Origin of the sequence: Actinomadura litoris (assembly GCF_009733595.1) — a bacterium.
GTDB classification, from domain to species: domain Bacteria; phylum Actinomycetota; class Actinomycetes; order Streptosporangiales; family Streptosporangiaceae; genus Spirillospora; species Spirillospora litoris.
The window spans coordinates 173,837-196,668 of sequence record NZ_WOFH01000015.1 but is presented as its reverse complement, the minus strand read 5'-3'; the positions used below and the strand labels follow the sequence as shown (position 1 = coordinate 196,668).

The 22,832-nt window shown below is 73.3% G+C and carries 19 protein-coding genes; 3 read left to right on the top strand and 16 right to left on the bottom strand.

The genetic code is table 11. From position 1 onward, the window contains the following. Positions 1-9: 9 nt before the first annotated feature. Complete coding sequence (locus tag GNZ18_RS34560) at positions 10-405, top strand: hypothetical protein (protein WP_156220846.1); 396 nt, start codon at positions 10-12, stop codon at positions 403-405. A 300-nt stretch (positions 406-705) separates the two neighbouring features. Here the strand turns inward: GNZ18_RS34560 and GNZ18_RS34555 are convergent, their stop codons facing one another. Beyond that, positions 706-4,299: a hypothetical protein gene (locus GNZ18_RS34555; protein ID WP_156220845.1), complete on the bottom strand. Its 3,594-nt coding sequence runs from the start codon at positions 4,297-4,299 to the stop codon at positions 706-708. A 292-nt stretch (positions 4,300-4,591) separates the two neighbouring features. On the opposite strand from GNZ18_RS34555, the gene GNZ18_RS34550 reads away from it, so the two are divergent. Together GNZ18_RS34550 and GNZ18_RS34545 are read left to right on the top strand one after the other, a co-directional pair. Next, positions 4,592-4,774 carry a hypothetical protein gene (locus tag GNZ18_RS34550; protein WP_156220844.1) on the top strand — a complete coding sequence of 61 codons (183 nt, stop codon included), beginning with the start codon at positions 4,592-4,594 and terminating at the stop codon, positions 4,772-4,774. A gap of 243 nt (positions 4,775-5,017) precedes the next feature. Then, on the top strand, positions 5,018-6,127 hold the full coding sequence (locus GNZ18_RS34545) for a pentapeptide repeat-containing protein (protein WP_156220843.1): 1,110 nt from the start codon (positions 5,018-5,020) through the stop codon (positions 6,125-6,127). A 328-nt stretch (positions 6,128-6,455) separates the two neighbouring features. Here the strand turns inward: GNZ18_RS34545 and GNZ18_RS34540 are convergent, their stop codons facing one another. The 15 genes from GNZ18_RS34540 to GNZ18_RS34470 form a co-directional block, all read right to left on the bottom strand. Beyond that, positions 6,456-7,829, bottom strand: a complete 1,374-nt coding sequence (locus GNZ18_RS34540) for a hypothetical protein (protein WP_156220842.1) — start codon at positions 7,827-7,829, stop codon at positions 6,456-6,458. A gap of 68 nt (positions 7,830-7,897) precedes the next feature. Continuing rightward, positions 7,898-8,872: a helix-turn-helix domain-containing protein gene (locus GNZ18_RS34535; protein WP_173390980.1), complete on the bottom strand. Its 975-nt coding sequence runs from the start codon at positions 8,870-8,872 to the stop codon at positions 7,898-7,900. Then, positions 8,869-11,001, bottom strand: a complete 2,133-nt coding sequence (locus tag GNZ18_RS34530) for a DEAD/DEAH box helicase (RefSeq protein WP_156220840.1) — start codon at positions 10,999-11,001, stop codon at positions 8,869-8,871. Before GNZ18_RS34530 ends, GNZ18_RS34535 begins: the two co-directional genes overlap by 4 nt. Positions 11,002-11,585: 584 nt before the next feature. Continuing rightward, a complete protein-coding gene (locus GNZ18_RS34525; protein ID WP_156220839.1) occupies positions 11,586-12,095 on the bottom strand; it encodes an HAD family hydrolase in 510 nt (169 codons plus the stop codon). A 181-nt stretch (positions 12,096-12,276) separates the two neighbouring features. Next, positions 12,277-13,293, bottom strand: a complete 1,017-nt coding sequence (locus GNZ18_RS34520; protein ID WP_173390979.1) for a CPBP family glutamic-type intramembrane protease — start codon at positions 13,291-13,293, stop codon at positions 12,277-12,279. A gap of 393 nt (positions 13,294-13,686) precedes the next feature. After that, entirely contained in the window at positions 13,687-14,367 is a 681-nt protein-coding gene (locus GNZ18_RS34515; RefSeq protein WP_156220837.1) for a hypothetical protein, read from the bottom strand. 183 nt (positions 14,368-14,550) lie between these two features. Further along, positions 14,551-15,213, bottom strand: a complete 663-nt coding sequence (locus GNZ18_RS34510) for a hypothetical protein (RefSeq protein ID WP_156220836.1) — start codon at positions 15,211-15,213, stop codon at positions 14,551-14,553. A gap of 113 nt (positions 15,214-15,326) precedes the next feature. Continuing rightward, positions 15,327-16,631 (bottom strand): acyl-CoA dehydrogenase family protein, encoded by a 1,305-nt coding sequence (locus GNZ18_RS34505; RefSeq protein WP_156220835.1) that lies wholly within the window; start codon positions 16,629-16,631, stop codon positions 15,327-15,329. Positions 16,632-16,737: 106 nt separating this feature from the next. Continuing rightward, positions 16,738-17,373 (bottom strand): GAF domain-containing protein, encoded by a 636-nt coding sequence (locus tag GNZ18_RS34500; RefSeq protein WP_216651540.1) that lies wholly within the window; start codon positions 17,371-17,373, stop codon positions 16,738-16,740. Then, a complete protein-coding gene (locus GNZ18_RS34495; protein WP_246250955.1) occupies positions 17,370-17,993 on the bottom strand; it encodes a GTP-binding protein in 624 nt (207 codons plus the stop codon). Before GNZ18_RS34495 ends, GNZ18_RS34500 begins: the two co-directional genes overlap by 4 nt. Continuing rightward, positions 17,983-18,555, bottom strand: coding sequence for a DUF742 domain-containing protein (locus tag GNZ18_RS34490; RefSeq protein WP_156220834.1), 573 nt, complete (start codon positions 18,553-18,555; stop codon positions 17,983-17,985). Before GNZ18_RS34490 ends, GNZ18_RS34495 begins: the two co-directional genes overlap by 11 nt. 1 nt (position 18,556) lies before the next feature. Next, positions 18,557-19,057, bottom strand: coding sequence for a roadblock/LC7 domain-containing protein (locus GNZ18_RS34485; protein WP_173390978.1), 501 nt, complete (start codon positions 19,055-19,057; stop codon positions 18,557-18,559). Positions 19,058-19,234: 177 nt separating this feature from the next. Further along, positions 19,235-20,821 (bottom strand): ATP-binding protein, encoded by a 1,587-nt coding sequence (locus GNZ18_RS34480; protein WP_156220832.1) that lies wholly within the window; start codon positions 20,819-20,821, stop codon positions 19,235-19,237. Between the two features lie 67 nt (positions 20,822-20,888). Beyond that, a complete protein-coding gene (locus tag GNZ18_RS34475) occupies positions 20,889-21,863 on the bottom strand; it encodes an SAM-dependent methyltransferase (RefSeq protein ID WP_156220831.1) in 975 nt (324 codons plus the stop codon). After that, positions 21,860-22,702, bottom strand: a complete 843-nt coding sequence (locus GNZ18_RS34470; protein ID WP_312874900.1) for an SAM-dependent methyltransferase — start codon at positions 22,700-22,702, stop codon at positions 21,860-21,862. The genes GNZ18_RS34475 and GNZ18_RS34470 overlap by 4 nt, the downstream gene beginning before the upstream one ends. Between the last annotated feature and the right edge of the window lie 130 nt (positions 22,703-22,832).

The following is a 22,832-nucleotide window of genomic DNA, read 5'->3' as shown; positions in this document are numbered from 1 at the left end:
CGGGTTTGGTTGCAGCGCCGTCCCGCGCGGGTGTTTGTCGGCCGCGACCTGGTGCTCGATGAGCTGCGGCGGACGCTGCAGGCCGAAGCGCCGTGGCCGGTCGTGCAGGTGGTGGCGGGGTGGGGCGGTGTCGGCAAGAGCGAGGTGGCGTTGCAGTTCGCCGACCGGCACCGCGATGAGTGCCGGTTGGTGTGGTGGCTGATCGCCGAGACCGCCCAGGACGGGCGGGCGGGGCTGGGCGAGCTGCGCTGGGCGTTATGCACACCGCTGGGCTCGGCCGCCGTGCAGGCCCCCCGCCCCGAGGCCGCCGCGTGGGCACTGGCGCGGCTGGCCGCCCACGACCGGTGGCTGGTGATCTTCGACAACGCCGAGCACCCCCACCTGCTGGAGCCGCTGCTGAGATGACTGCGCACGGGTATATGTCGGTCACCAGCCGCCACGCCGCCAGCGCTCGATAGTTTCGCCTCGCCCCGGCGGCTTCGGGGGCTGCCGAGGATGGAGCGGCTGAGGATGGACAGGTGGCGAAGCGGCCAGGCGAGTACATGGGCACGGTGATTGAGCTTGTGGGTCTCGGCATGGCTGCCGATGGGGATCCCCGAGTTGGGCTAGTGGTCGTGCATCTCGCCTTCCCTGGCACGAGTCGCTCTTTCACCTGCAGGGCGGGCTGCAGATGACCACGGCGTCGCCGGAGACTCTGGGACCGTGTCACTCCAGGTTCTCCCATCCCCACCGGTGAGCGGGACGTCCGTCGGGAGTCCGCCCGAATCGATACCGCACACGGTGATCAGCGATCTGCAAAAACTCAGCGAACATGCCCACGGCAGGCAACCGGTCGGCCAGCGCCACCGCCTGCTCCCGCGCGCCGACCAGCCACAACCGGTCCAGCAAGCTGGCGACGGCGCCCGGGCCGGCGATGGCGGCATGTGCGACGACCCGGTCGGCCAGCGCCGCCACCTGCTCCTGCGCCCCGATCTCCCGCAACCGCTCCACCAGGTCGGCGACGTGGTGCGGGTTGTCGAGGGCGGTGTGTGCGGCGGCTCGGTCGGCCAGCGCCAGCGCCTGCTTGTGCGCGCCGATCTCCTGCAACTGCTCCAACAGCCGGTCGACGCCGTAGGGGTAGTCGACGGCGGCGTGCGCGGCGGGGTCGTGGGCCACCAGCGCGGCGATCTGTCCCTGTGCCCCGATCTCCCGGAACCGGCCCAGCAGGGACGCGACGGCGATCGGGTCGTGGAGGGCGGTGTGTGCGGCGGCTCGGTCGGCCAGCGCCACTGCCTGCTTGTGCGCGCCGATCTCCTGCAACCGCTTCAACAGGTCGGCGACGTGGTGCGGGTTGTCGAGGGCGACGCGTGGGGCGGCACGGTCGGCCAGCGCGACCGCCTGCTCCTGCGCCCCGGCCTTCCACAACCGGCCCAGCACGGACGCGACGCCGTCCGGGTCCTCGACAGCGAGGTTCGCGGCGACCCGGTCGGCCACCAGCACGGTCACCTCCCCGTCCGCGCTGATCTGCCGCAACCGGTCCAGCACGTCGGTGATGCTGCGCGGGTAGTGGAGGGCGGTGCACGCGAGGCCCCGATCGGCCAGTGCGGCCATCTGCTCGTGGGCGCCGATCTGCCACAGCTGGCCCAGCAGGTCGGCGACACTGTAGGGGTTGTTGACGGCGACGCGTGGGGCGGCACGGTCGGCCAGCGCGACCGCCTGCCCCTGCGCCCCGGCCTTCCACAACCGGCCCAGCAACGCAGGGACGGCGGAGGGGTTGTCGAGGGCGGTGTGCGCGACGGCCCGGTCGGCCAGCGCGACCAGCTGCTCATCCGCCCTGACCACCTGCAGCATGTGCAGCAGGAAGCCGATGGCGATCGGGTCGTCCAAGGCGACGTGTGTGGCGGGGGAGCGGGCCAGCAGCGCGGCAATCTGCCCGTGCGCGCCGACATTCCACAACCCCTTTAGCAGGGACGCGACGGCGGACGGGTTGTCCACGGCGGTGTGCGCGAGGACCCGGTCGGCGAGTGCGACCACCTGCCCATCGGCCCCGACCGTCCGAAGCTGGCTCAGCATGAACGTGATGGCGGCCGAGTTCTCCAGTGCGACGTGCGCGGCGGGGTCACGAGCCACCAGCGCGGCCACCTGCTCCTGCGCTCCGATCTCCCATAAGCCGACCAGCAGGTGGGCAACGGCGTCTGAGTCGCCGAGCGCAACGTGTGCGGCGGGGTCGCGGCCCATCAGCGCCACCACCTGCTCGTCCGCTCCGATCCACCGCAACCGACGCAGCAGGTGAGCGACCTCGTGCGGGTCGTCAAGGGCGGCGTGCGCGACGATCAGGTCGGCCAGCGCCACCGCCTGCTCCTGCGCGCCGACCAGCCGCAACCGGTCCAGCAAGCTGGCGACGGCGCCCGGGCCGGCGATGGCGGCGTGCGCGACGACCCGGTCGGCCAGCGCCGCCACCTGCTCCTGCGCCCCGATCTCCCGCAATCGGTACAGAAGGCGGTCGACGGCGCCCGGGTCGTCGAGGGCGGTGTGCGCGGCGGCTCGGTCGGCCAGCGCCGCCACCTGCTCCTCCACCCTGGCCCTCTGCAGCGAGTCTAAGAATGTGGCGACGCCGTCCGGGTCGTCGATGGCGGCGTGCGCGACGATCAGGTCGGCCAGCGCCGCCACCTGCTCCTGCGCCCCGATCTCCCGCAATCGGTACAGAAGGCGGTCGACGGCGCCCGGGTCGTCGAAGGCGAGGTGCGCGAGGGCGTAGTCGGCGGGGCGGTGGTCGGCCGGGTGCACCGCGTGCAGGTGGTCCACGAGCGCGGCTGCCGCGTGGGGGTTGCCGTGGGTGGTGGCGTTCTTGTGGAGTTGGGCGGCGTCGCGGTACAGGCCGCGGGCCCGAGCGGCGTGCCCGAGTGTGTGCTGGTCGCCGGGGTGGGCGTGGGCGGCTGCGGCGACCCAGAAGCCGATGGGCGGGATCTGGTCGGCGCGGGTGTCGCGAGCATGCTGGTCGAGGTAGTCGGCCAGCCGGTACACCGGCACGTTCCCGTGGTCTTCGTCCGGATTGGAATGGCGGTCGCGTGCGCGGCGGGAAGGGGCGGTGCGGGAGGGGCGGGGGCGGATCCGGGTGAGCGGCCCCCGGGCGCCTTTGCAGGGGCGGGAGGTGTAGGCCAGGGCTTGTTCGAGCCAGTCTTCGCCGAGCTGGTCGTGCTGCAGGTCGGTGAGGTAGGCCGGTGCGGCCTGCTCCAGTAGGGGCAGGGGTAGGGCGTTGCGGTGGCCCAGGCGGCGGGCGTCCATCGCCGCCCACATGACCGCCTTGGCCGCCGGGTCGGCGGTGGCGAGCCGCTCCAGCAGTTCCGGCCCACCCGCCAGGTACTGGGTGACATGGCCGTCCTCAGCGTGCTCGATCGCCTCGGCCAGCCGTCGGTCAGTACTGGCGGTCTGCCCCAAGGCGGCCAGGTCGATGCCGGTGAAGGTGCCGGGCACCCCGATGACCGCGCCGCCCAGTACCTGCCGCACCTGCGACCCGGGACGGCCAGTAAGGGCGGCGTGGTGTTCGGGCCACAGGGTGCCCAGCACCAGCACCGGCCCCCGGGAGGCATCGGTCAGCAGGGCGCGGAGCTTGGCCGCGACCCGTTCTCCGGCCTCGCCGCCCAGGTAGTCCTGGGTCTCGTTCAACCACACCACGGTGCGTGGTCCGACCCGGTCCAGCTCCTGCAGCGCCGCCTCGGGCCGGGTCGGGTCATAGGGGTGCCACAACCGCCACCCGCCCGCCCGCCGCAGCGGCTTCAACGCCTCCCAGCATGCGCGGGTCTTGCCCGCCGACGACCCGGCCACCAGCACCGTCACCGCACTGGCACCGTCCAGCACCCGGGCGACCACCCGGTCCAGCCGCTCGTCGTGCTCGCGCCGCACATAGGGCGGAAGCAGCCCGGTGGTGGCGCCGTCGACGGTGATCGGCCGGTGCACCTCCACCGCGAACGGATCGGTCACCTGTTCCAGCGGCGTACCCGGCCGCGCCGCCTCCACCACCGCCTGCGCCTGCGCCGCCTGCACGGCCTGGCCGGTGGCCCCGGCGCGCCGCTGGGCCTCGGCGAAGTGCGCTTCGCGCCACCGCTGGAGGTCCCAGAGCCCGGTTGCCTTACCGGCCCGCCCGGTCCGGTGAGCGTGCGCCCGGACCGCTTCCACGATCGTGATGACAGGGTCGATCTGCTGGGGGAAGGCGCCGCCGCGCAGCCACGTGCCCACGGTGGTCGGGCTGACCCCGGCGACCCTGGCCAGAGCCCGGTCCGACGGCTCCCCCTCCAAGGCGAGGGTGCGAAACTCCGCCAACTCGCCCAGCAGCGCGCTCAGGCGTGAATGTCGATCCGGTTTTAGATCCGCAGCCGCCATTCCACTCCTTGTCCGAGCCCGGCCCGCCCGAGCAGGACCGTCCAGACACCTACCGGACACCCGCCCGGTGACCCGCTGCCGTGGTGCCACCCCAAGCCTGTCACCAGCCGCCCTCAGGGAAGGTGTCCACCCCGCCACCTGACCGCAGCAGGACACCCCACTGGACAGCAAACCTCGTCCCCATCAGCGCCCCCGCCCGCCGGGGGTCGGGCACCACACGAGGGGAGACCTGATGAACCCGGTCCAGATCCTGTCCCTGCTGCTGGCCCTGTCGATCGCCCTGCACCTGGCCACCGCCGCAGCTTTCACCGCCCGCCGCACCGGCGCCGGCACCGCCCACGCGGTCCTCACCGGCGCCGGCGCGGCCGCCACCGCGCTCGGTTTGTACTTCGCCGCCGTGGCCGCCTACCACTGAACACCCACGGCGTCGTGTTCATCATCGCAGCCAGCTCCGGGCAAGCGGTTCTGGTGAACCGTGCGGTGAGGGCCCAACGGCCGCCGGAAAGCATCAGATCGTTTCGCGGCAGCAGTGCTTTGAGGGGTGATCGTCCTGGGCTGCGGCTAACGGAGGCATCACGGGCCGCTTGAGGGTGAACCGCTGGAACTGGCGGAGGGGTCTAATTGGCGAGAACACGGGTGATGCCGGGCACGAGGGACGATGATGCAGCGACCGAAGACGGCAGATGTGGTGGCGGCATTACTGGCGCTGGGGGTGCTCGCGGCCTTGTGGGGCGCGCTGGTGTGGGCGCCCTCGGACACGGCGCGGTGGCTGCTGGGCGGGGGCGCGGTGACCGGTGCCGCGGCCCTGGCGATGTGGGGGCTGCTGGGTCCGGCGGCGCGGCGGCTGTCGGGAGAACGTACCGAACTGACCGCGGCCGAACGCAGCACGCTGTCGCCGGCCGAGCGGGTCGAGGCGGTCAACCACGCCCGCTCGGCGCTGATGCAGTCGGTCACCGGCCTGGTGGTGATCGTCGGTGTGGTGTTCACCGCGGCCGGGCTGCTCTACACCGCCCGCACCCTGGACACCACCCGGCAAGGACAAGTCACCGACCGCTACACCAAAGCCGTCGAACAGCTCGGCTCGTCCAAGCGAGAGGTCCGCACCGGCGCCATCTACGCCCTGGAACGCATCGCCGCAGATTCGCCCCGCGACCGCCTCACCATCCGCGACGTCTTGGCCGCATTCGTTCGCGAACACGACCCAGGTCCCAGCACTAAGACCTCAAAGCTCCCGAGGGAGCCCGACACTGACGTCGACGCGGCGCTCATCGTCCTAGCTCGCCGCACTGCCGATCCACCCAGCTCGGCAGAACTCGACCTGCACAACGTCCGCGTCCCGAACGCCCGATTCCCGAAGGAATCCGATGACCTCGGAAGAGTGATCGGAGCGAATCTAGGCGGCGCGGACCTGACCCGCGCGGACCTGACTCGCGCGTCTCTGTACAACGCTAGGCTGCCCGGCGCGAACCTGTACGCCGCGAAGCTGCGCGGCGCGACCCTGGACCTCGCGGACCTGGGCGGCGCGGAGCTACGCGACGCGGACCTGTTCGGTGCTCACCTGATCGGTGCTTACCTGCGCAGTGCAAACCTGAACGGCGCGGACCTGCGCGGCGCCATCCTGAACGACGCGGACCTGCGCGGCGCGGACCTGCGCGGCGCCATCCTGAACGACGCGGACCTGCGTGGCGCGGACCTGCGCGGAAGCGAGGGAGTTTCAGCCGAGCAAGTGCGCAAGGTAGCCAAGACCGACGCCACCACTCGGTTCTAACGACCGCGTCGGGCAGAGGGCAGCGGTCGTCCCGACATGCGGCCTGTGACATGCCGCGGTGCGGTCTCGGGCGGTACAGCCCCACCTCTCCGAAGCCCCTGGCTGCGGGGCGGGTCCCGGGGAGGAGGCAACTGGACTCGATAGATCACGAGGCCGCCAGCCGGATCAGCGGCCGCCGGAGGTGACCCTGGAACTCGGGCGGCCACACAGAGTGGCACCGACGGCCGAGCTCAGGGCGCCGCCGGGTCTCCCGAGGGCGACGATTGGCCGCGCCGGCAGGGGAGGGGGCCGCCCTCCCGAAGGTGGGAGGCCCCTCCTGGCTCATGGATCATCGCCGGTGGCGGGGGTTGCGATCGGCCGGGTCCTGCGACGACTGGCTTTCAGGGGCGACGCGGAGCCGATCAGCCAACTGGCGTCCCAGGGCGATGGTCGGGTGCCTCTCGGGCAGACCCTCGGACAGGTGCCGGGCGCGGTCCAGGGTCTGGCGGGCGGTGTCCGGGTCGCCTGCGTCGGCTTCGGCGGTGGCCCGCAGGACCTCCAGGTAGGCGGCGTCGGACCCGGTGCGGTGGGGGAGGTGTTCGGCGGCGCGGTTCAGGTGCGCCAGCGCCCGGTCGGGTGCGCCGACCCGGAGGGCGGTCTCGGCCCGGTTGGTCGATAGCCGGGCCAGCAGGTAGGGCTCGCCGAGTCCGGTGAAGGTCTGCTGGGCGGCGGCGAAGTGCTGGTCGGCCTGGTCGTGCTGGTCGGCCAGGCTGTGGGCGATGCCGAGCTGGCGTTGGAGCAGGGCCTTCCCGCGCGGGTGCGGCGGCAGTACCCGGTACAGCTCCCAGCCCTCGGTGAGGATCCGCAACGCCTGGTCGTGCTCGCCCATCTCGATCAGGGTGGCGCCGTGGTGCTCGGCGCAGGCGGCTTCCGTCAGGCCGTCACCGGCCCGCCGTGCGGCGCGGACGGCGGCCTGGTGGTGGTCCAAGGCTCCGGCGAGGTCTCCGGCGCGGCGCGCGCGCAGGCCCGCGAGCAGGTGGATGCGGGCCAGGGCGCCCGGGTCACCGCACCGCCCGGCCGAGTCCAACGCGATCTCGCAGACGCGGCCCCACTCCGCGTAGGGCTTGGTGAGCCGCAGGAACCCCCACAGCACGTCGCCATGTTGCCAGGCCAGGTGGTGCAGCCCGGCCGCGGACGCGGCCGCCTGGTCGGCGAGCAGCTCCTGGAGGATCTGCTGGACGCGCCGGACCGCGCGCCGCTCGTCACCCGCGCCGATGTCGGAGTCGACGTCGGCGCGGGGGTCGGCCTCCGCTCCGAATGCGGGGGCGTAGCGGCGGCGGCCGGGGGCGATCACGCGGTCCAGCCGCGCGGCCCGCACCAGCCGGGAGCGGACAGTGCGTGCGAGCACGGCGAGCGGCCCGTCCGGCCCGTCCGGGTCCGGTCCGTCGGGGTCGGGGAGGGAGGCGGCGTGCTCGGCGACGTCTTCGGGCATCCGCCACCGGACCTCAGGCTCGCCGCCGGGCAGCCGGTCCAGCAGCGCGGCCTGGTGGAGCGCGTCGAGCAGCCGGTCGGTGGTGGCGGGGCCGGTGCGCAGCGCGGCACCGGCCGCAGCGGGGGTGAGGTAGGGGCCGGGGACCAGGGGGAGCAGCCGGTAGGCGCGCTGCTCGGGGGCGCTCAGGGTGGTGTAGCGGTCCTGGGGTGCGGGCTCGATGGGTGCGGTCACGAAGACGGGGATCCCTTCTGGTTGGGGCGGTTCACTCCGGCGCCCCGGGCGGGGCCGGAGGCGGGACGTCAGAGGTCGATGGAGTAGTCCAGGACGACGCGGTCGGCGGGCAGCACGCGGTCGCACACCTCCACTGCGGCGCCGTGGGAGATCATCCGCCGCGTGACCGCCAGGACCGGGACGCCGCCGGGCAGCCGCAGCGTCTGAGCCTCCAACAGGGTGGGCATGCGGGAGCGGACGGTCTCCTGCACCCGGGTCGGCGGGTGCCCGAGGTGGGTGAGCTGCGCGAGCGTTCCGCCCGGCCGCGGCTCGCACGCCGGATCGGCGACGGGAGTGCCCGAGACCAGGGACCACGGCAGGAAGCTGACCGCGATCTGCTGTGCCTCGCCGCCGGTGTGGGAGACGAAACGGCGGCGCAGCAGCTCGGTCCCGGCGGGCAGCTCGAACAGCGCGCCCAACTCGGCGTCGGCACGCACCTGCGTGAACTCGGTGTCGAGCCGGTCCCACTCCCGCTCGGGTGCGGGCGACTGGCAACCGTTGGGTGGGGGGACCGGCGCCGCGAGCAATCCGGCGGCCGTCCGGTAGCGGTCCATCGCCACCCGCCGCGGCGCCGTCCGGGCGGGCGAGGGGACCAGAGCCCTCAGCGTCTGGGAGGGGGGTTCGCCGAACCGGCGCCGGTAGTGCAGCCCGAACCGGGTCAGGTCGGTGTAGCCGACGGACTCGGCGACCTGGGTGATGGCCCCGGTGCTGGGCGCGCGCTTGCGGTGGGCCAGCAGGTGGTGGGCGAGTTGCAGCCGCACCTCACGTAGCAGTTGCAGCGGGGACAGGCCGAAGTGCGCCTTGCAGGTGATCTGGAGCTGCCGGACTCCCAGCCCCGCACCTGCGGCGATGTCGCCTACCCCGATCGGTGCAGCGAAGTTCGCCTCGATGTAGGCCCAGATGCGATCGACGGTCGGCGGGGCGGGGGCGGGAGCCAGATCCGGGCGCCTGAGGGCGGCGCGGATCGCGGCGCGGCCGTGCTCGTGGGTGGCGTGGCCGCTCACCGTGACGTCTTCCCGGCCGGGCGTCGTCGGGGCGGCCTGCGGGCCCAGCCGGGGTCGAGGGCGTCGAGTCTGCGGCGCCTTTTCTGCGGAAGGACCCCATCGGTGAGCTGGCGGCTTTGGGTGTAGAGCCATTTCCCGAGCGGATAACCGCTGCGCGGCGACTGGTAGTCGATTCCGACCTGCAGATTTCCGTTGCGGCGGACAAAAGCTTTAGCTTCGTCGTAGCCCTGCTCCCAAAGGTGTTCCTGAACCTCCCAGATCATGCCGATCGTGTCGAGCTTGTTCTTCCGGGCTGGGCGGATCCGGCCATCGGCCCAGTATTGGCGCTGTACGCTGATCCATTTTCCGAGCTTGTGTTCTTTGCCGTCCTGGTCGGCGGCGACATGGCTGTCGGGGATGAGCAGGTGGCCGTGTTCGCGGTAGAACGCGGCCGCGAGGGCGTACTTGCGTTCCCAGCGGAGATCTTGGGCGTTCCAGACCATGCCGATCGCGTCAAGGAGCTTCTCGCGTTCACGGGAGAGCTCGCCGCGCCGTTTGTAGGTCCGCATCCAACTGACGAAGTCGCCCACGTCCAGGTCCAGGGCCCCGGCCCGCACCTGGTGATGTCGGGGTAGGTCCAGGTGGCCGTGCCGGTCGCGGAAGGCTTTGAGGGCGCCGTAGTAGACCTCCCATTTGGGAGTGGTGGCCTCGACCGCGCGGACGGTGATGGCGTCCGCGAAATCGGGGGGGACGGGGATGCCGCGCACCTGGAACCAGCGCGGCAGTTCCCGGGCCGGTTCGCCGTCCGGCGCCGGCACGCGGGCTCCTTGGCCGCGGCGCAGGTCGGTCAGAGCGGTCTCCAGGCGTTCGTCGTGGTCGCGCAGCGCCCGCACCACTCGCCATACCGGTGCCCAGTCCGAGCGCAGCGCCGCCTGGTGCGGGTCCTCGCCGTCGCCGACCAGCAGCGGGACGATGATCGAGGCGACCTTGCCGGTGACGCCGCCGGTGCGCAGCGCACGGCCGATGGCCTGGACGGTGTCCACCGGCGAGGCGTTGGCGGAGGTGAACACCACACCGTCGACGGCGGGCACGTCCACGCCCTCGGTGAGCACCCGGGCGTTGGCCACCAGGCACACCTCGTCCCCGGCCCTGCCCAGCCGGGCCAGCACACGGCGGCGTTCGGCGCCGGTGTGCTCGGCCTCCAGATGCGCGGTCCACACCTGCTGCGGCCCCTCGGGAACCAGGCCGGTGGCCTGCGGGAGCACGATCGACCACATCCGCGCGTCCTGGATGCGGGGGTGGAAGCTGATCGCGCGGCGGATGTCGAACTCGCCCATCGCCCGCAGCACCGCGACCTGCACCGCCAGGGTGTCGGGCCGCACACCGGCCCGGCCGACCTGCCAGAAGATCGCCGACGCCGGATCGACCGCCGCGAGCACCTGCTGGTTGGTGACCACCGCCACGACCAGCCGGTAGTCCGCCAGCAGCCCCCGGCTGATGGCGGTGCCGAAACTCATCCGGGAGCACACCGGCCCGAACACCTGGTGGTCGTCCATCGCGACGGTGTCGGAATCAGAGGTCCCCGAGATCCGCGGGGTGGCGGTCATATAGAGACGCCGCAGCGCCGGGATCTGGGCGTCGTGGTGCACCACGCTCCATGGGCGGCCGGGCGCGCCGACGGTCCGGTGCGCCTCATCGACCACCAGCAGGTCCCATGCGGGCAGATCGTGATTTGTGTGCGCGGCGGCCACCATGGGCGCGCTGTCGTAGGTGGAGACCATCGTGACCCGGCCGGGCACCGCGCCGGCGGCCGCGATCTGCTCCGGGCTGGTGGTGACCACCGCCGCCGTGTCCAGCTCGACCTCACGGCCGGTCAGCACCGCCGGATCCGAGCACGCCACCACGACGGTACCCAGGGACCGGCCGCCTTTGCTCCGCCATTCGCGCAGGGTCTGGGCGGCCAACTCCAGCGTCGGCACGGTCACCAACGTCCGCCCAGCGGCGGCCAGCTCCTCATCCACCGCTGAGGCGGTGATGGTCTTGCCCGTCCCGCACGGCGACAGCAGCTGCGCCCGCCCGCCGCCCGCCAGCGCACGCACCGCCTTCCCGACCGCCTCCCGCTGGTGCGGCAGCAACCCCACCGCCCTCACCGGCCCACCCCACCCGGCGGCTCAACACCCGCGTTCGCTGTGGCGACCACGAAACAGGCTCCCTTTGACATCGGTGATGCGAAACGGTGCGAAACGGGACCCCGGGCGTGCCCGACCGCGGGAACCACGGCCGGGCGCACCCATGGACCAAAAAGGGGACGACCGTGCCAGCGCGCGCCGACTGGTGTCAGCGCACGCCGGACGCGCTGGACGCGCCGGGCACGCGGGTCGCCGACGGCCCAAGTGAACAGGTTGGGTGGGCGTGGCCCGCATTCGGCGGGCCGCGCGCGACCGGTTCGGCGACCAGCGAGCCTCCGGCCATGCCGCCTCCGTGCCCCCACCAGCGGGGAGGGGGACATCGACCACGGCATGGACGATGGCGCGGTGCACGGCGCGGTGCCTGAGCGCGGCTAAGGCGTCGGCGCTGGTGGTCATCGGCCTTGGCCTCGCCAACCCCGCACCGCAGGGCCTCGGCAGCGGGGTGCGCAAGCCGGGCGCGTCGCAGCGCGGCTTGCGACCTGGGTCGACCGATGCCCGAGGGGGGCGAGCTGGGTGGGCGTCTGGCTCGGGGCGGCGCGGGTGTCTCATGGGCGGTGCCCCTGGCGTTCACGGGCGAGCAGCGGGGGGAGGTCGGTGAGGCGGCGGAGCAGGTGGAGGCCGTAGGGCAGGTGTTCGTCTGGGCCGAGTCCGCCGGGCCGCAGCACGGCGGCGCGCATGCCGTAGGCGAGGGGGCCGGCGACGTCGTTGGTGTAGTTGTCGCCAACCACCATCACCTGCTCGGGCGGGCACCCGGCGGCGTGGCAGACCGCGGCGTAGGCGAGCGGGTCAGGCTTGAGAATCCCCGTTTGGTGGGATTGCAGCAGTGCGGTGAACACATCCAGGACCCCGGCGCGGTCCAGCGCGCGGGTCCGGTCCTGGCTGGGGCCGGTGTTGGACAGCAGCACCAGCCGGTAGCCCTGACCCGCCAGCGCCCGGACCGTGTCGATGGCCTCCGCGGTGACGGGGCGCATGCCCAGCTCGGGGTCCGGGTGCGCGTAGAGGTCGCTCAGGGTGCCGCCGTAGTCGAAGGTGATGCAGGTGGTGCGGGTGATCACTGGCGTGCTCCGCGCGGTCGGGAGGGGGAGGGCGGGGGCGTCCTACTGGTCTGGCAGGGCGGACAGGCCGATGGGTGTCGGGGGTCGGCGGCGGAGACCATGAGCGGGCGGGTGGCCTCACCGGCGGCGCCGGTCATGGCGGTGGTGGTGAGGGCCGATGCCGCGTTGTCGCTGGGCTTGGTCATGGGGTTTTCCCGGACCGGTGTGCGGGCCTGGCGTCGGCCTGCAGGAGCAGGGCCGCCAAGATCAGTAGGACCAGGACGTAGGTGAGGCCTTGGGGCCAGTAGTCCAAAAGGGCGTTGTAGGCCAGATGCACGGTGATGAGGGGGGTGAGTCGGCGGGTGCGGGTGAACAGCCACAGGTTGGCTACGGCGAACAGGGCCACGCCCAGTGCGGGGACGCCGATGTAGGCGTGCCAGAGGATCCGCGCGGTCATGCTCACCGCGTAGAGCTCCCGCAGGGGGCGCCCGGCTGCGGTGAGCATGACCGCGGTGGCCGCGACGAACACCGTCTCCTCGCGGAACCCGGCGGCCAGGCCCATGACGCGGAAGCTCAGGTCCGTGCCGCCGAGAAGGTCGGCTTGGCTGGTGGTCATGGTCGGGACCGGCAAGCTCATCTGGTGGGGGATGAGGAGCTTGGTGCCGATGACGCACGCTGACAGCGAGATCGCGGCGATGGTGACCGCTTGGATGCGGCCGGGCCGGTCGGCGGCCCAGGGCGGGGCGATCCCCATCTGCGCGGCGCTGATGCCGCGATCACGGGCGACCCCCAGGCACAGCCACACTCCGGCGCCCGCCACCGCCACCACACCGATGATGTCGGCCCACGTCTGTCCCCGGCCGGTTCCGGTGAGGGCGCACAGTGCCACCCCCAGCAGGCCCACCCCGCCCGCCGCGGCCGTCGGCAGCACGGGGCGGCAGCCGTCGGGATCGGCGCGGCGGGCACGGCGCCCCTCCAGGGCCAGCAGCCAGACCGCGGTGGCGGTCAGGACCGCCCCGTAGATCGCTGCGGCGGGCCAGTGGCGGGGCCAGGTCACCCAGGCGGGCGCGCCAGCCAGGTGGGCGCCGACCGCGATCCGCTTGACCAGGTCAGGTCCCAGCAGCACGGCGAGCAGGGCGCAGGCGGTCAGGTAGCCCCGGAGGCCGGTGAGCGGGGGAAGATCGCGGGCCGACGGTGGCGAGTCCAGCCACCGGCTCACCGGGGTGGCTGTGCGGGCACCGGGGGTCGCCGACGGCGGCGCCGCATCGGCAGGAGGCGAAGAGGGGCGTCCGGGCCGCTTTGATGTGCTGCCGAGTGGCATTACGACCAGCCCTCCCGGTCGGTGGTCAGGGACGGCCCGCTCAGGGAAGGCCCGGTCAGGGACGGCATGGTCGGGAACGGCCTGCTCGGGGTGGGGACGGTGATGCGCGGGGCGACCGGGCCCGCGCCGGTGGACACCGTGAGGGCCGCCGTGCGCGTTGGCAGGGGCGGATGGGTCGGCGACAAGAACAAGGTCTCGCTTTCTGGGTGAGGAAGGATCATGGGCGTCGCGCCGCAGGTGACCGCCGTGACGGGCGTCCCCTGGAGCGGCAGTTCGGGAGGCGGTGTGGGGTCAGGTGAGCGGTTCCCATCCGGAGACGATCGAGCGGACGACCCGCCGGGGCTGCGCTGCGTCGGGCTGGGCGGGGTCTGCGGGGTCTGGGGTGCTGGGGGCGGCGTCGGGCGGCGGGTCCAGCAGGTCGACGTCGGTGGCGGGCATGTCGGGCATGTGGGCGAGGGCGGCGGCGAGCGCGTCCAAGGCTTGGCGTTGTCCCTCAAGGTGGGCTGCCGCCAGTCGGCGTTCGGGTCCGGTCAGGCCTGGCTGCTGGGAGCGGGCGTGCTCGGCGCGGTGGCCGGCGGCCACGGTGCGCAGCAGGTGCCGGGCGCGATCGCGGTTGCCGTCGGGGGTGTCGGTCATGGGCTGGTGGATCCAGTCCGTCAGCGGCGAGCCGGACGGCGCAGTGGCCGGCGTGGTGGCGAACGCGGCGGCGTCGATGAGCGCGGAGGCTGCGTAGACGTGCCTGATGTAGGTGCCGTAGGGCAGCTCCACCGGGCGGGTGCGGCCGGTGGTGAAGTAGGCGTCGGCGATCAGCGCCTCCTCCAGCAGTTCCCGCACCGCCAGCGAGGGGTGGGACGCGATCGGCCATTCACCGCGGGGCACCTGGTCGCTGGCGGGCTCGGCGCGCACCAGCGTGATGTTCAACGCGGCCAGGACCCGCAGAAGCTGCCGGTAGCGGTCCGGGAGCGTGCTCATCGGTCACCTTCCGGCATGGCGCGGGCGCACGGTTCGGCGGCCGGGCCGCGGCTGGGCAGGGGGCGGACCTGCCGGGTTGCCTGGATCTGGGGAGCGGTGTGGGCGGCGTGCGGTCGGCCGGTGTCGGTGGTGTCGGTGGGGTCGGTGGGGTGGTGTCGGGGAGCGGCGGCTCGGGCGGGGGTGTCAGTGGTCGGCATCGGCGGCGTTGTGGGGGTGGGTTCGGCCCGGCGGCTGGGCTGGCTGGGGCGGCTGGGGCGGGGGTTGCGGTGTCGGGGGCGCGGGTGGCCTTGCCCGCGCGTGCGGGTCGTGGGAGTGCTGCGGGGTCGGGGCGGGCCGGTCTGTGCGGAGGGCGGTGAGGTCGGCGGCGGTGAGGGAGCCCATTCCGCCCTGGAAGATGAGGGCGTCTAGTTCGGTCAGCTCGGTGTCGTCCAGGAGCCCGATTTCGCCGCGCGCCGTGTTGTGGAACTGCAGGGCGAGGTGGTGGGCGGCGGTGCGCCGCAGCCAGGCGGCCTGGAGCCGGTTCCAGGGGGTGGAGCTGCGCTCGACCAGGTCGGCCAGTTCCAGGGTCCACCGGTGGTAGGTGGTCAGGGTTTCGTGGCTGTCGCCGCCGCAGACGATCCGGTACTCGCTGTGGCCGGTGAAGGAGCGGGCGTGCCGGACCCAGACCACCGCGAGCGGGGGCAGGCCGCGCTCCAGGTGGTTGAGCTGTGTCGCCATGATCTCGTCGGTGGGCGGGCCGCCGGGGGCGGCGACCGCGAAGGTGCGCGCCCAGACGGCGCCGGTCTTGACGGCGGCCTGCATGAGGCGGCTGATCGCTGCGGCGTGTTCGATGCCGGGATCGGACACAGGTGGGCTCGCTTTCGTTGCGCACGGTGGTCACGGGGGGCCGTAGAGCGCGGGGAGCTCAGGTGCGGGGTGGGGTCCCCGGCCTCTGCGGCGGCTTGAAGGCAGGAGGCGCGCTAGGCGGCGCGCTCAGGCTCAGGCTCAGGCTCGGGCTCGGGGGCGGGCGGTGTGATGAGGTGGGCGAGTCGCTGTGACCAGGCGGGGTGGCCGGTGCCGCCCAGCGCGGTCTGGGCGAGCCGGTGGAGTTGGATGTCGCTGGTCCCGGCGGGTGCGTCCAGGTGCCAGGTGTCGCGGACCAGGCGCTCCAGCGGGTAGTGGGTGCGGAGCCCGGCCGCGCCGTGGATGCTCATCGCCGTGCGCGCGGCGTCCTGGACTGCCTGCACGCCCCAGTACTTGGCGTTGATCAACTCGTCGTCGCAGGGGCGGGGGCGCCCGTCCTGCAGCGGGTGGTGGTGGAGGTGGTCGAGGCGGTGGACGGCCTGGTAGGCCAGGTGGCGAGCGGTCATCAGCCGGTGGTGGAGTTGCCCGATCTTGTGCTGGATGGTGGGCAGGTCGGCCAGGGGAGCGCCGTAGCGGCGGCGGGTTTGCGCAAATCGCAGGGTCAACTCGGTGATGGCCTGGTGCAGGCCTAAGGCGACGGCGGTGAGGTTGGGTCGCCCGTACAGGATGGAGGAGCTGTAGGCGACGGCCAGGCCGTCGCCGGGTCGGCCGATCATGTTGGCGGCGGGGACGCGGACCTCGCGCAGGACCAGGTCGCCGAAGCTGAACCCGTGGACTCCCGTGGCGGGCTGGTGGGGCTCCAGGTGCACGCCGGGCCGGTCGGCCTCCACTAGGAACGCCGACAGTGCCGAGGCGTCGTCCCGGCGGGGGTCGGGGGTGGTGTCGTCGGTGCGGGTCACCACGCCGTGCAGGTGGCCGATGTGGGAGTTGCCGATGTAGACCTTGCGGCCGTTGAGGACCCAGTCGTGGCCGTCGCGGCGGGCGGTGGCGCGCATGCCCAGCACGTGCCCGCCCGATTCGGGTTCGGTGACGGCGATGGTGGGCAGGCACTCGCCGGCGGCGATGAGCGGCAGCCAGGTCTGCTGCTGCTCCGGGCTGCCGAAGTGCAGGATCTTGGCGACGCCGAGCTGGGAGGCCTGGGCGATCATGCCCGCCGCGCCGCTGACCCGCGACAGCTCCTCGATGATCAGTGTTTTGGCCAGGTGCCCGGCGCCCATCCCGCCGTAGCGGGTGGGGATGGTCGCCCCGATCCAGCCGTTCTGGGCGATCAGCGCGCCGAGGTGGGTGTCGACGTCGGCGGGGTGGGCTTGCATGTGGGCGATGCGGGGCGCGACCTCGCCGAGGGCGAACTCGCGGACCTGCTCGCGGAGCCGCCGGTGGTCGTCGGTCTCGAACTCGGTCTCGAACTCGGTGTCGGACATCGACGTCCCTTTCATATGCGCGTGAGGGTCCCTGCAGGGAGGCGTTGCCGGTGGCCGTGGCCGTGGCCGGGGCCGGTGAGAGGGCGGGGTGCCGCTGCGGCGCCGCTCAGCGGGGCCGCTCGCGGCCTGCGCCGCCCGCCGCACCGCCCGCCGCACCGCCCGCCGCACCGCCCGCCATTGCTGCGGTGGGTGCGGTGGGGGTGATGAATTCGTCCAGGAGCGCGTCGCGGTGCTGCTTGATCAGCGCCAGCGCGGTGGCGCGGGTGTGTCGGGGGGCGGGGTCGGGGCCGATGACGCAGACGGTGCCCAGCACGGTGCCGGTGGGCGGGTGGATCAGGGGTGCGCCGGTGTAGGTGCGGATCCCCAGGCCGTCGACGACCGGGTTGGAGGCGAACTGGGGATTGGCGCACACGTCGGCGAGGGCGAGGGCCTTGGTGCGGGCGAGCAGGGCGGGGCAGAACCCGTGGTCGGGGCTCATCGTGCGGCTCACCGGCCGCAGGCCCGGCGGGGTGTGCAGGCCGACGAACAGCTGCTGGTGATCGGTGAACAGGTTCACCATGGCGTACAGCCTCTGGCCGTGCCGGCCGAGCGCGGTGACGAACGCGGCGGCCATGCGGTCGGCGAACTCATCGAATCGGGTGTCGGGTGCGCCTAGGCCGAGTTCGGCGTGCAGTGCCGCGCGCTGCGCGGCCTGGTCGTGCCAGCGGGAGACCGGCAGACCGGAGTCGGTGTCGTAGTTCACGTGGGGACTCCATCGGGCGATGGGGACGGGGATGGCGTGTGCTGGTGCTGGTGGGTGAGGGTGTGGGTGATCAGGGCCGCCAGCACCCGGGCCGTGGAGTGGCGTTCGCGGGCGTCGCAGCGCACGACGGGTACGTGCGCGGGCAGGTGCAGGGCGTGGGCGACCTCGTCGGGGGAGTAGCGGTGCGGGTCGTCGGCGAAGTCGTTGATCGCGATGATGAAGGGGATGGCGCGGTGCTCGAAGAAGCCGATCGGTTCGAAGCTGTCGGCGAGGCGGCGGGTGTCGATCAGGATCACGGCGCCGCAGGCGTCGGTGACTAGGTCCTCCCACAGGAACCAGAACCGGGGCTGGCCGGGGGTGCCGAACAGGTACAACTCGATGCGCTGGCGGTGCAGGGTGCGGCGGCCGAAGTCCAGCGCCACGGTCGTGGTGGTCTTGCCCTCGATCCCGGTCAGCGGGTCCAGGCCGCCGCTGGCCTGGGTGAGGCGTTCCTCGGTGGACAGCGGCTCGATCTCGCTGACCGCGCCGACCATGGTGGTCTTCCCGACCCCGAAGCCGCCACTGATGATGATCTTCATCGGGGTGCAGGGGCCGGGGGTGGGGTTGTGGTCAGGCGACATCGGACATCGCCTCCAGGCCGGTCAGCAGCGCTTCCAGCAGCTGCCGGCGATCGCGGTCCTCGGGGAGCGGCGGGGGCACGACCAGTGCACCGGCGTCCAGCAGATCACTGACGATGATCTTGGCGGCCTGGACGGGCAGGCCGATCCGCGCGGCGATCTCGGCAAGCGAGCGGGGCCGCTCCCGGCACAATCCGACGACCAGATCGGCCTCCGGCACCCGCCCCTGGACTAGCACACCGGCCGCCACCTCACCGCCCGCGTCACCGGCCGCGCCACGGCCCGCGCCACCTCCCGCGTTGCCAGGCGCGCCGCCGAAGGTGTCATCTGCCGCCTGGTCGGCTGGGTTGTTGGCGCTGAGCAGGGTGATGAGCTGGATCGGGTGCCGGGGGCGGGTGCGGCCGCCGATGAGCGCGAACGGCCGCACCTGCTCGACGGGGTAGCTGGCCCAGGGCGCGTCCCACGGCGGACGCGGCGCGGGCGGAGTCGTGCCACCAAATGGGTGCCGCGGGTCGCGGCCTGGGACGTCGGGGGTGGCGGGGGTGGCGGGGGTGTCGGTGGCCATCTCAGTGGCCGTCGTGGGTGCGGTCGCCGCCGCGGGTCGCCTCGACCAGGTGCTCGGCCACGCTCCGCACCAGCAGGCTCATCTGGTGGGCGATGACGCCGACGTCGGCGTCCGGCCTGGCCCAGACCCCCAGCACGGATCCCACCACGTCCCCGCCCAGGTCCAGGACGGCGTGGTCGGTGCTCATCAGGAACACCAGGGCCATATCGTGCTCCACGACGGCCTGCCGGAGCCCGCCGCCCTCGAACCCGCCCTGCTGAGCGGCCACCCGGGCCAGGGAGTGAATGGAGCTCAGCCACGCGGCCGCCCGATCGGCCTGGTCGAGGTCGATGCCGGTGAACGCGCTCTTCAGCCCGTCCCGCCCCACCAGTAGTGCGCCGGTGACCCCGGCGACCCGCCCGGTGAAGTTCTGCAGGATCCCGCTCAACTGGTGCATGCGCTGCTGGGGGACCGGGTGGGGGACCGGCTGCAAGGCCGAGGCGGCGCTCTGGTCTGGGACCACCGTGTCCGCCCTGTCTGCGTGATCTGTTTTGTTCGTCGGGCCCGGTTCTGCGGGCACCGGGGGCTGGGTGGGCGACGGCCCGGCGGGCGGGGAGGTGAAGGGCACTGTGTCTCCGTGGGGAAGGAACCGTGTGGTCGAAGGAGTGGGCGCGGTCGGCATGGCCGGCATGGCCGGGCGTCAGTCGTCGACGGGTTCGGTGTGCTGGACGGGCTGGACGTGTTCGGTGTGCGCGGCGGGCTCTGGACGCCCGGCGGTGTGTCCGCGCTCGGCGCCGACGGTGAACCGCGCCGCCAGATCCGGCGAGGGCGCCGACCTTGACCCTGCCCCCGGGGCTGGACCCGGTTCAGATCCCGGGTCCGTTCCCGGTCGGGGGGAGGCGGCCGGTGGACGGCGGCGCTGGGGAAGGGGAGGGCGGCCCTCTTGCGCGGGGCGTGAGGGCGGCCCGGCCGGTGTTGGAACCGGCGAAGGCGTGGGGGCGACAGCCGGGCCGGGCGGGGCGGGCGGGCCGGGCGGGGCCGTGCTGCGGGCGTCGGTGGTGAGGGCGGGTGAGATCCGCACAGTAGGAGGGGCAGGAGGGGCAGGAGGGGGCGAGGGCCAGAGCCTGGTCGCGGGCGCGGAGGTCAGCAGGGTCGGCGGGAGGATGACCAGGGCGCGTGTGCCGGGGGGCTGGGGGCGCAGGTGGATCTGGATGCCGTGCCGGGCGGCCAGCAGCGCGGCGACCAGGAGGCCGATCTGCCCTTGGCGGACCTGGTCGCGTGCGCTGATCTGGTGCGGTGCGGTCAGGATCTGCTGCAGGTCCTGGAGTTTGCGCGGCGAGGGTGTCAGGCCCTGGTCGCAGATCTCGACTCCCAGGCCATCAGGGGTGGGCAGCGACCTCATCTGCACCGTGGTGTCGGGTGGGGAGAACCGGGTCGCGTTCTCCAGCAGCTCGGCCAGCACATGGATCACGGCCGGTCCGGCGTGCCCCACCAGCGTGATGTCCCGCTCGGGCAGCCTCACCCTCACCCGGTGGAACGCCTCGACCTCGGCCATCGCCTGCTGCAGCACCGTGGAGACCGGCAGCGGCACGCTCGCGCGCCGCGCCGTGCGGCCCGCCAGCACCGCGAGCCGTTCGGCCGCCCGGCGGATCTGCGTCACCAGATGGTCGACGTGGTAGAGGTGGTCGAGGAGGTCGGGGTCCTCCAGATCGTTCTGGGCGCCCTTGAGGCGCTCCAGCGTCCGGCTGGTCAGCGCATGCACGCCGCGCCCGACGTAGTCCAGCACCTCGCTGTCGGCCTCCTCCGCCACCGGCATCCCCGAGGCCGGCGTGTGCGCGGCGCGGGCCCGCTCACGCGCCTGGACCTCCAGCACCACCGCGATCGCGGCGGCGGCCCCCTCGACATCGGCGGCCGGAAGCAACGGCTGGAACCAGTACCGCCCGGCGCCGGAGTGCCCGTGCAAGGGCCGCGGCCAATGCCAGAACAACCCGCGAGCGCGACCGCCCCCCGGCACCCGCGCCGACGGCGCCGGGGGCTGCGGTGCCGGCTGCGGTGCCGGTCGCAGCGCCACCCAGCGGGCCTGGTGGGGTGCGGGGCGGGCATCACGCGCCGCCACCACCGCCACCACCGTCTGCTCCGGCGCCACCGCACGCACCCCCATCGTCGCCTCCAGCAGGCCCGGGGCGGGCTGGATGCTCGCGTGCAGCCCGCGGCCGGTCAGGCACTCCACCAACCGCCGCGCGTACTCGGCCGCGTGCTCCTCGCGGTCCCGCTCGGCCGCCGTCATCAAGCCCCTCCACAGATCGGGCCGGTCCACATCGCCGCGCTCTCATCCCATCGGTCGCGCGGCCTGGTCATGCCGTGGCCGTGGGGGTCGGGATCTGGCCGATTGCGCACCACAGATCGATGGGCTCTTGCGCCAGGTCCCGCTGGGTGGGGCGCCACCGGTTGGCCGGGACGATGCCGGGCTGGAGCAGGTCCAGGCCGGCGCACAGCGCGCGCACGCCTTCGTGGGTGCGGGGCCGGGGCAGTCCCGACATGCGTTCGGCGTGTGCGGGGTCGCCGGGCGGGCTGTGGCACAGGGCCCCGAATCCCTGGTCGGTGAGGGCGGCCAGGTGGCTGATCGCCAGGGGGCTGCCGGGCGCCAGCGCCTCCCGCAGGGCGCGCAGGGCGTGCACGGCCTGCACGTCGTCCAGCAGGTCCAGGCTGGTGGACAGCAGCACCCCGACCGGCTGGGTGAAGTCCAGCGCCTGGGCGGCGCCCCGCAGCACCGCGCCGGGATCCTCCAGGCCCGCGTCGATGTGCCCGCCTGCCTCGCCTTCGTCCAGGTCGCCGGGCAGGCGTACCCGGGCGAGCTGCATCACGTGCGGGTCGGCGTCGGCGTACACGATCCGGGCCCAGGGCGCGTGGTCCTCGACGACCTGGTGCACCTCGTCGCGGACCTCGGGGAACAGCGGCAGGTCGGTGCCGGCCACCAGCAGCTGGTCCACCTCCAAGTCGTTGAGCATCACCTGGACCGCGCGGGCGCGGAAGGTTCTGCGCGCCGCCGCCACGGCGGTGATGTGCGGGTACCAGTGTTCGGCGTAGGCGCAGAACTCCTTGTCGATGGCAAAGGCGTCCTTGCCGCCGCACCAGTGGTTCCACAACCGCGGGGGGTGGGGCACCGTGTCATCGATGGCGCTCCCCAGCAGATTGCGGGTGAGGGCCACCCAGTCGACCCCGTCGCGGGTGGACAGCTCCCACAGCCGCGCCATGAAGGGCGGCGGCGTCTCCGGCCCCGGCAGCGCCCGGGACGGGGGTGTCCGGCCCAGGTCATCGGCGCCGCTCACCGCACCCTCCCCACCCCGGCGCGGGCCTCGACCACGGCCACCGGCCCCAGCGCTTCGGTTTCGGGGCGCCACAGGTTCGGCGCGACCACCCCGGGGTCGAGCACGTTCAGTCCGTCCAGGAACGCGGCGATCTCCTCGGGGGTGCGCAGCCGGTAGGGGAGGGCGCCGGTGGCGGTGTAGTGGGCGTGGGCCTGGGAGCGGCCCGAGCTGGCGGCGATCCCGTCGCACACCGCCACATACGACCCGGACGTCAGATGCCTCGCGAGCTCGTCGACGACCTCGCGGGCCTGCGCGGTGTCGTGGATGTGGCCCAGGATGCCCAGCAGCATCACCGCGACCGGCCGGTCGAAGTCCAGCGTCCGCGCGGCGCGCTCCAAGATCAGGTCGGGGTCGCACGCGTCGGCGTCGAGGTAGGCGGCGGCGCCTTGCGGGGTGGAGGTGAGCAGCGCGCGGGCGTGCGCCAGCACCAGCGGGTCGTTGTCGACGTAGACGATCCGGGCGTCGGGGGTGATGCGCTGGGCGACCTCGTGGGTGTTGTCGAGGGTCGGCAGCCCGGTGCCCAGGTCCAGGAACTGCCGGATGCCCCGCGTGGACAACTCGCGCACCACGCGTCTGAGGAACAGGCGTTGGGCCAGGGCGAGGTCCACGATGCCGGGGAACACGCGGAGGTAGGCCTCCCCGGCCGCCCGGTCGACCGGGTAGTTCTCCTTACCGCCCAGCCAGAAATTCCAGATCCGCGCCGAATGCGGCACCGAGGTATCGATGCGCGGATCCTGCGCCCCGGCAGCGGTTCCGGTGTCGGCTCCTGTGTCGGGCTCGCGCTCAGGGGTGGAGGCCACGTTGGTTCCTTGGGGTGCGGGGACGGGCGGGCTGGGGGCGCGGCGCGGGCATGGGCCAAGGCCTAGGCCGGGGCTTGGGTCTGGGGCGACGGTCCTCGGCACGGTCGTGGGCGCGGTCGTCGGCACGGTC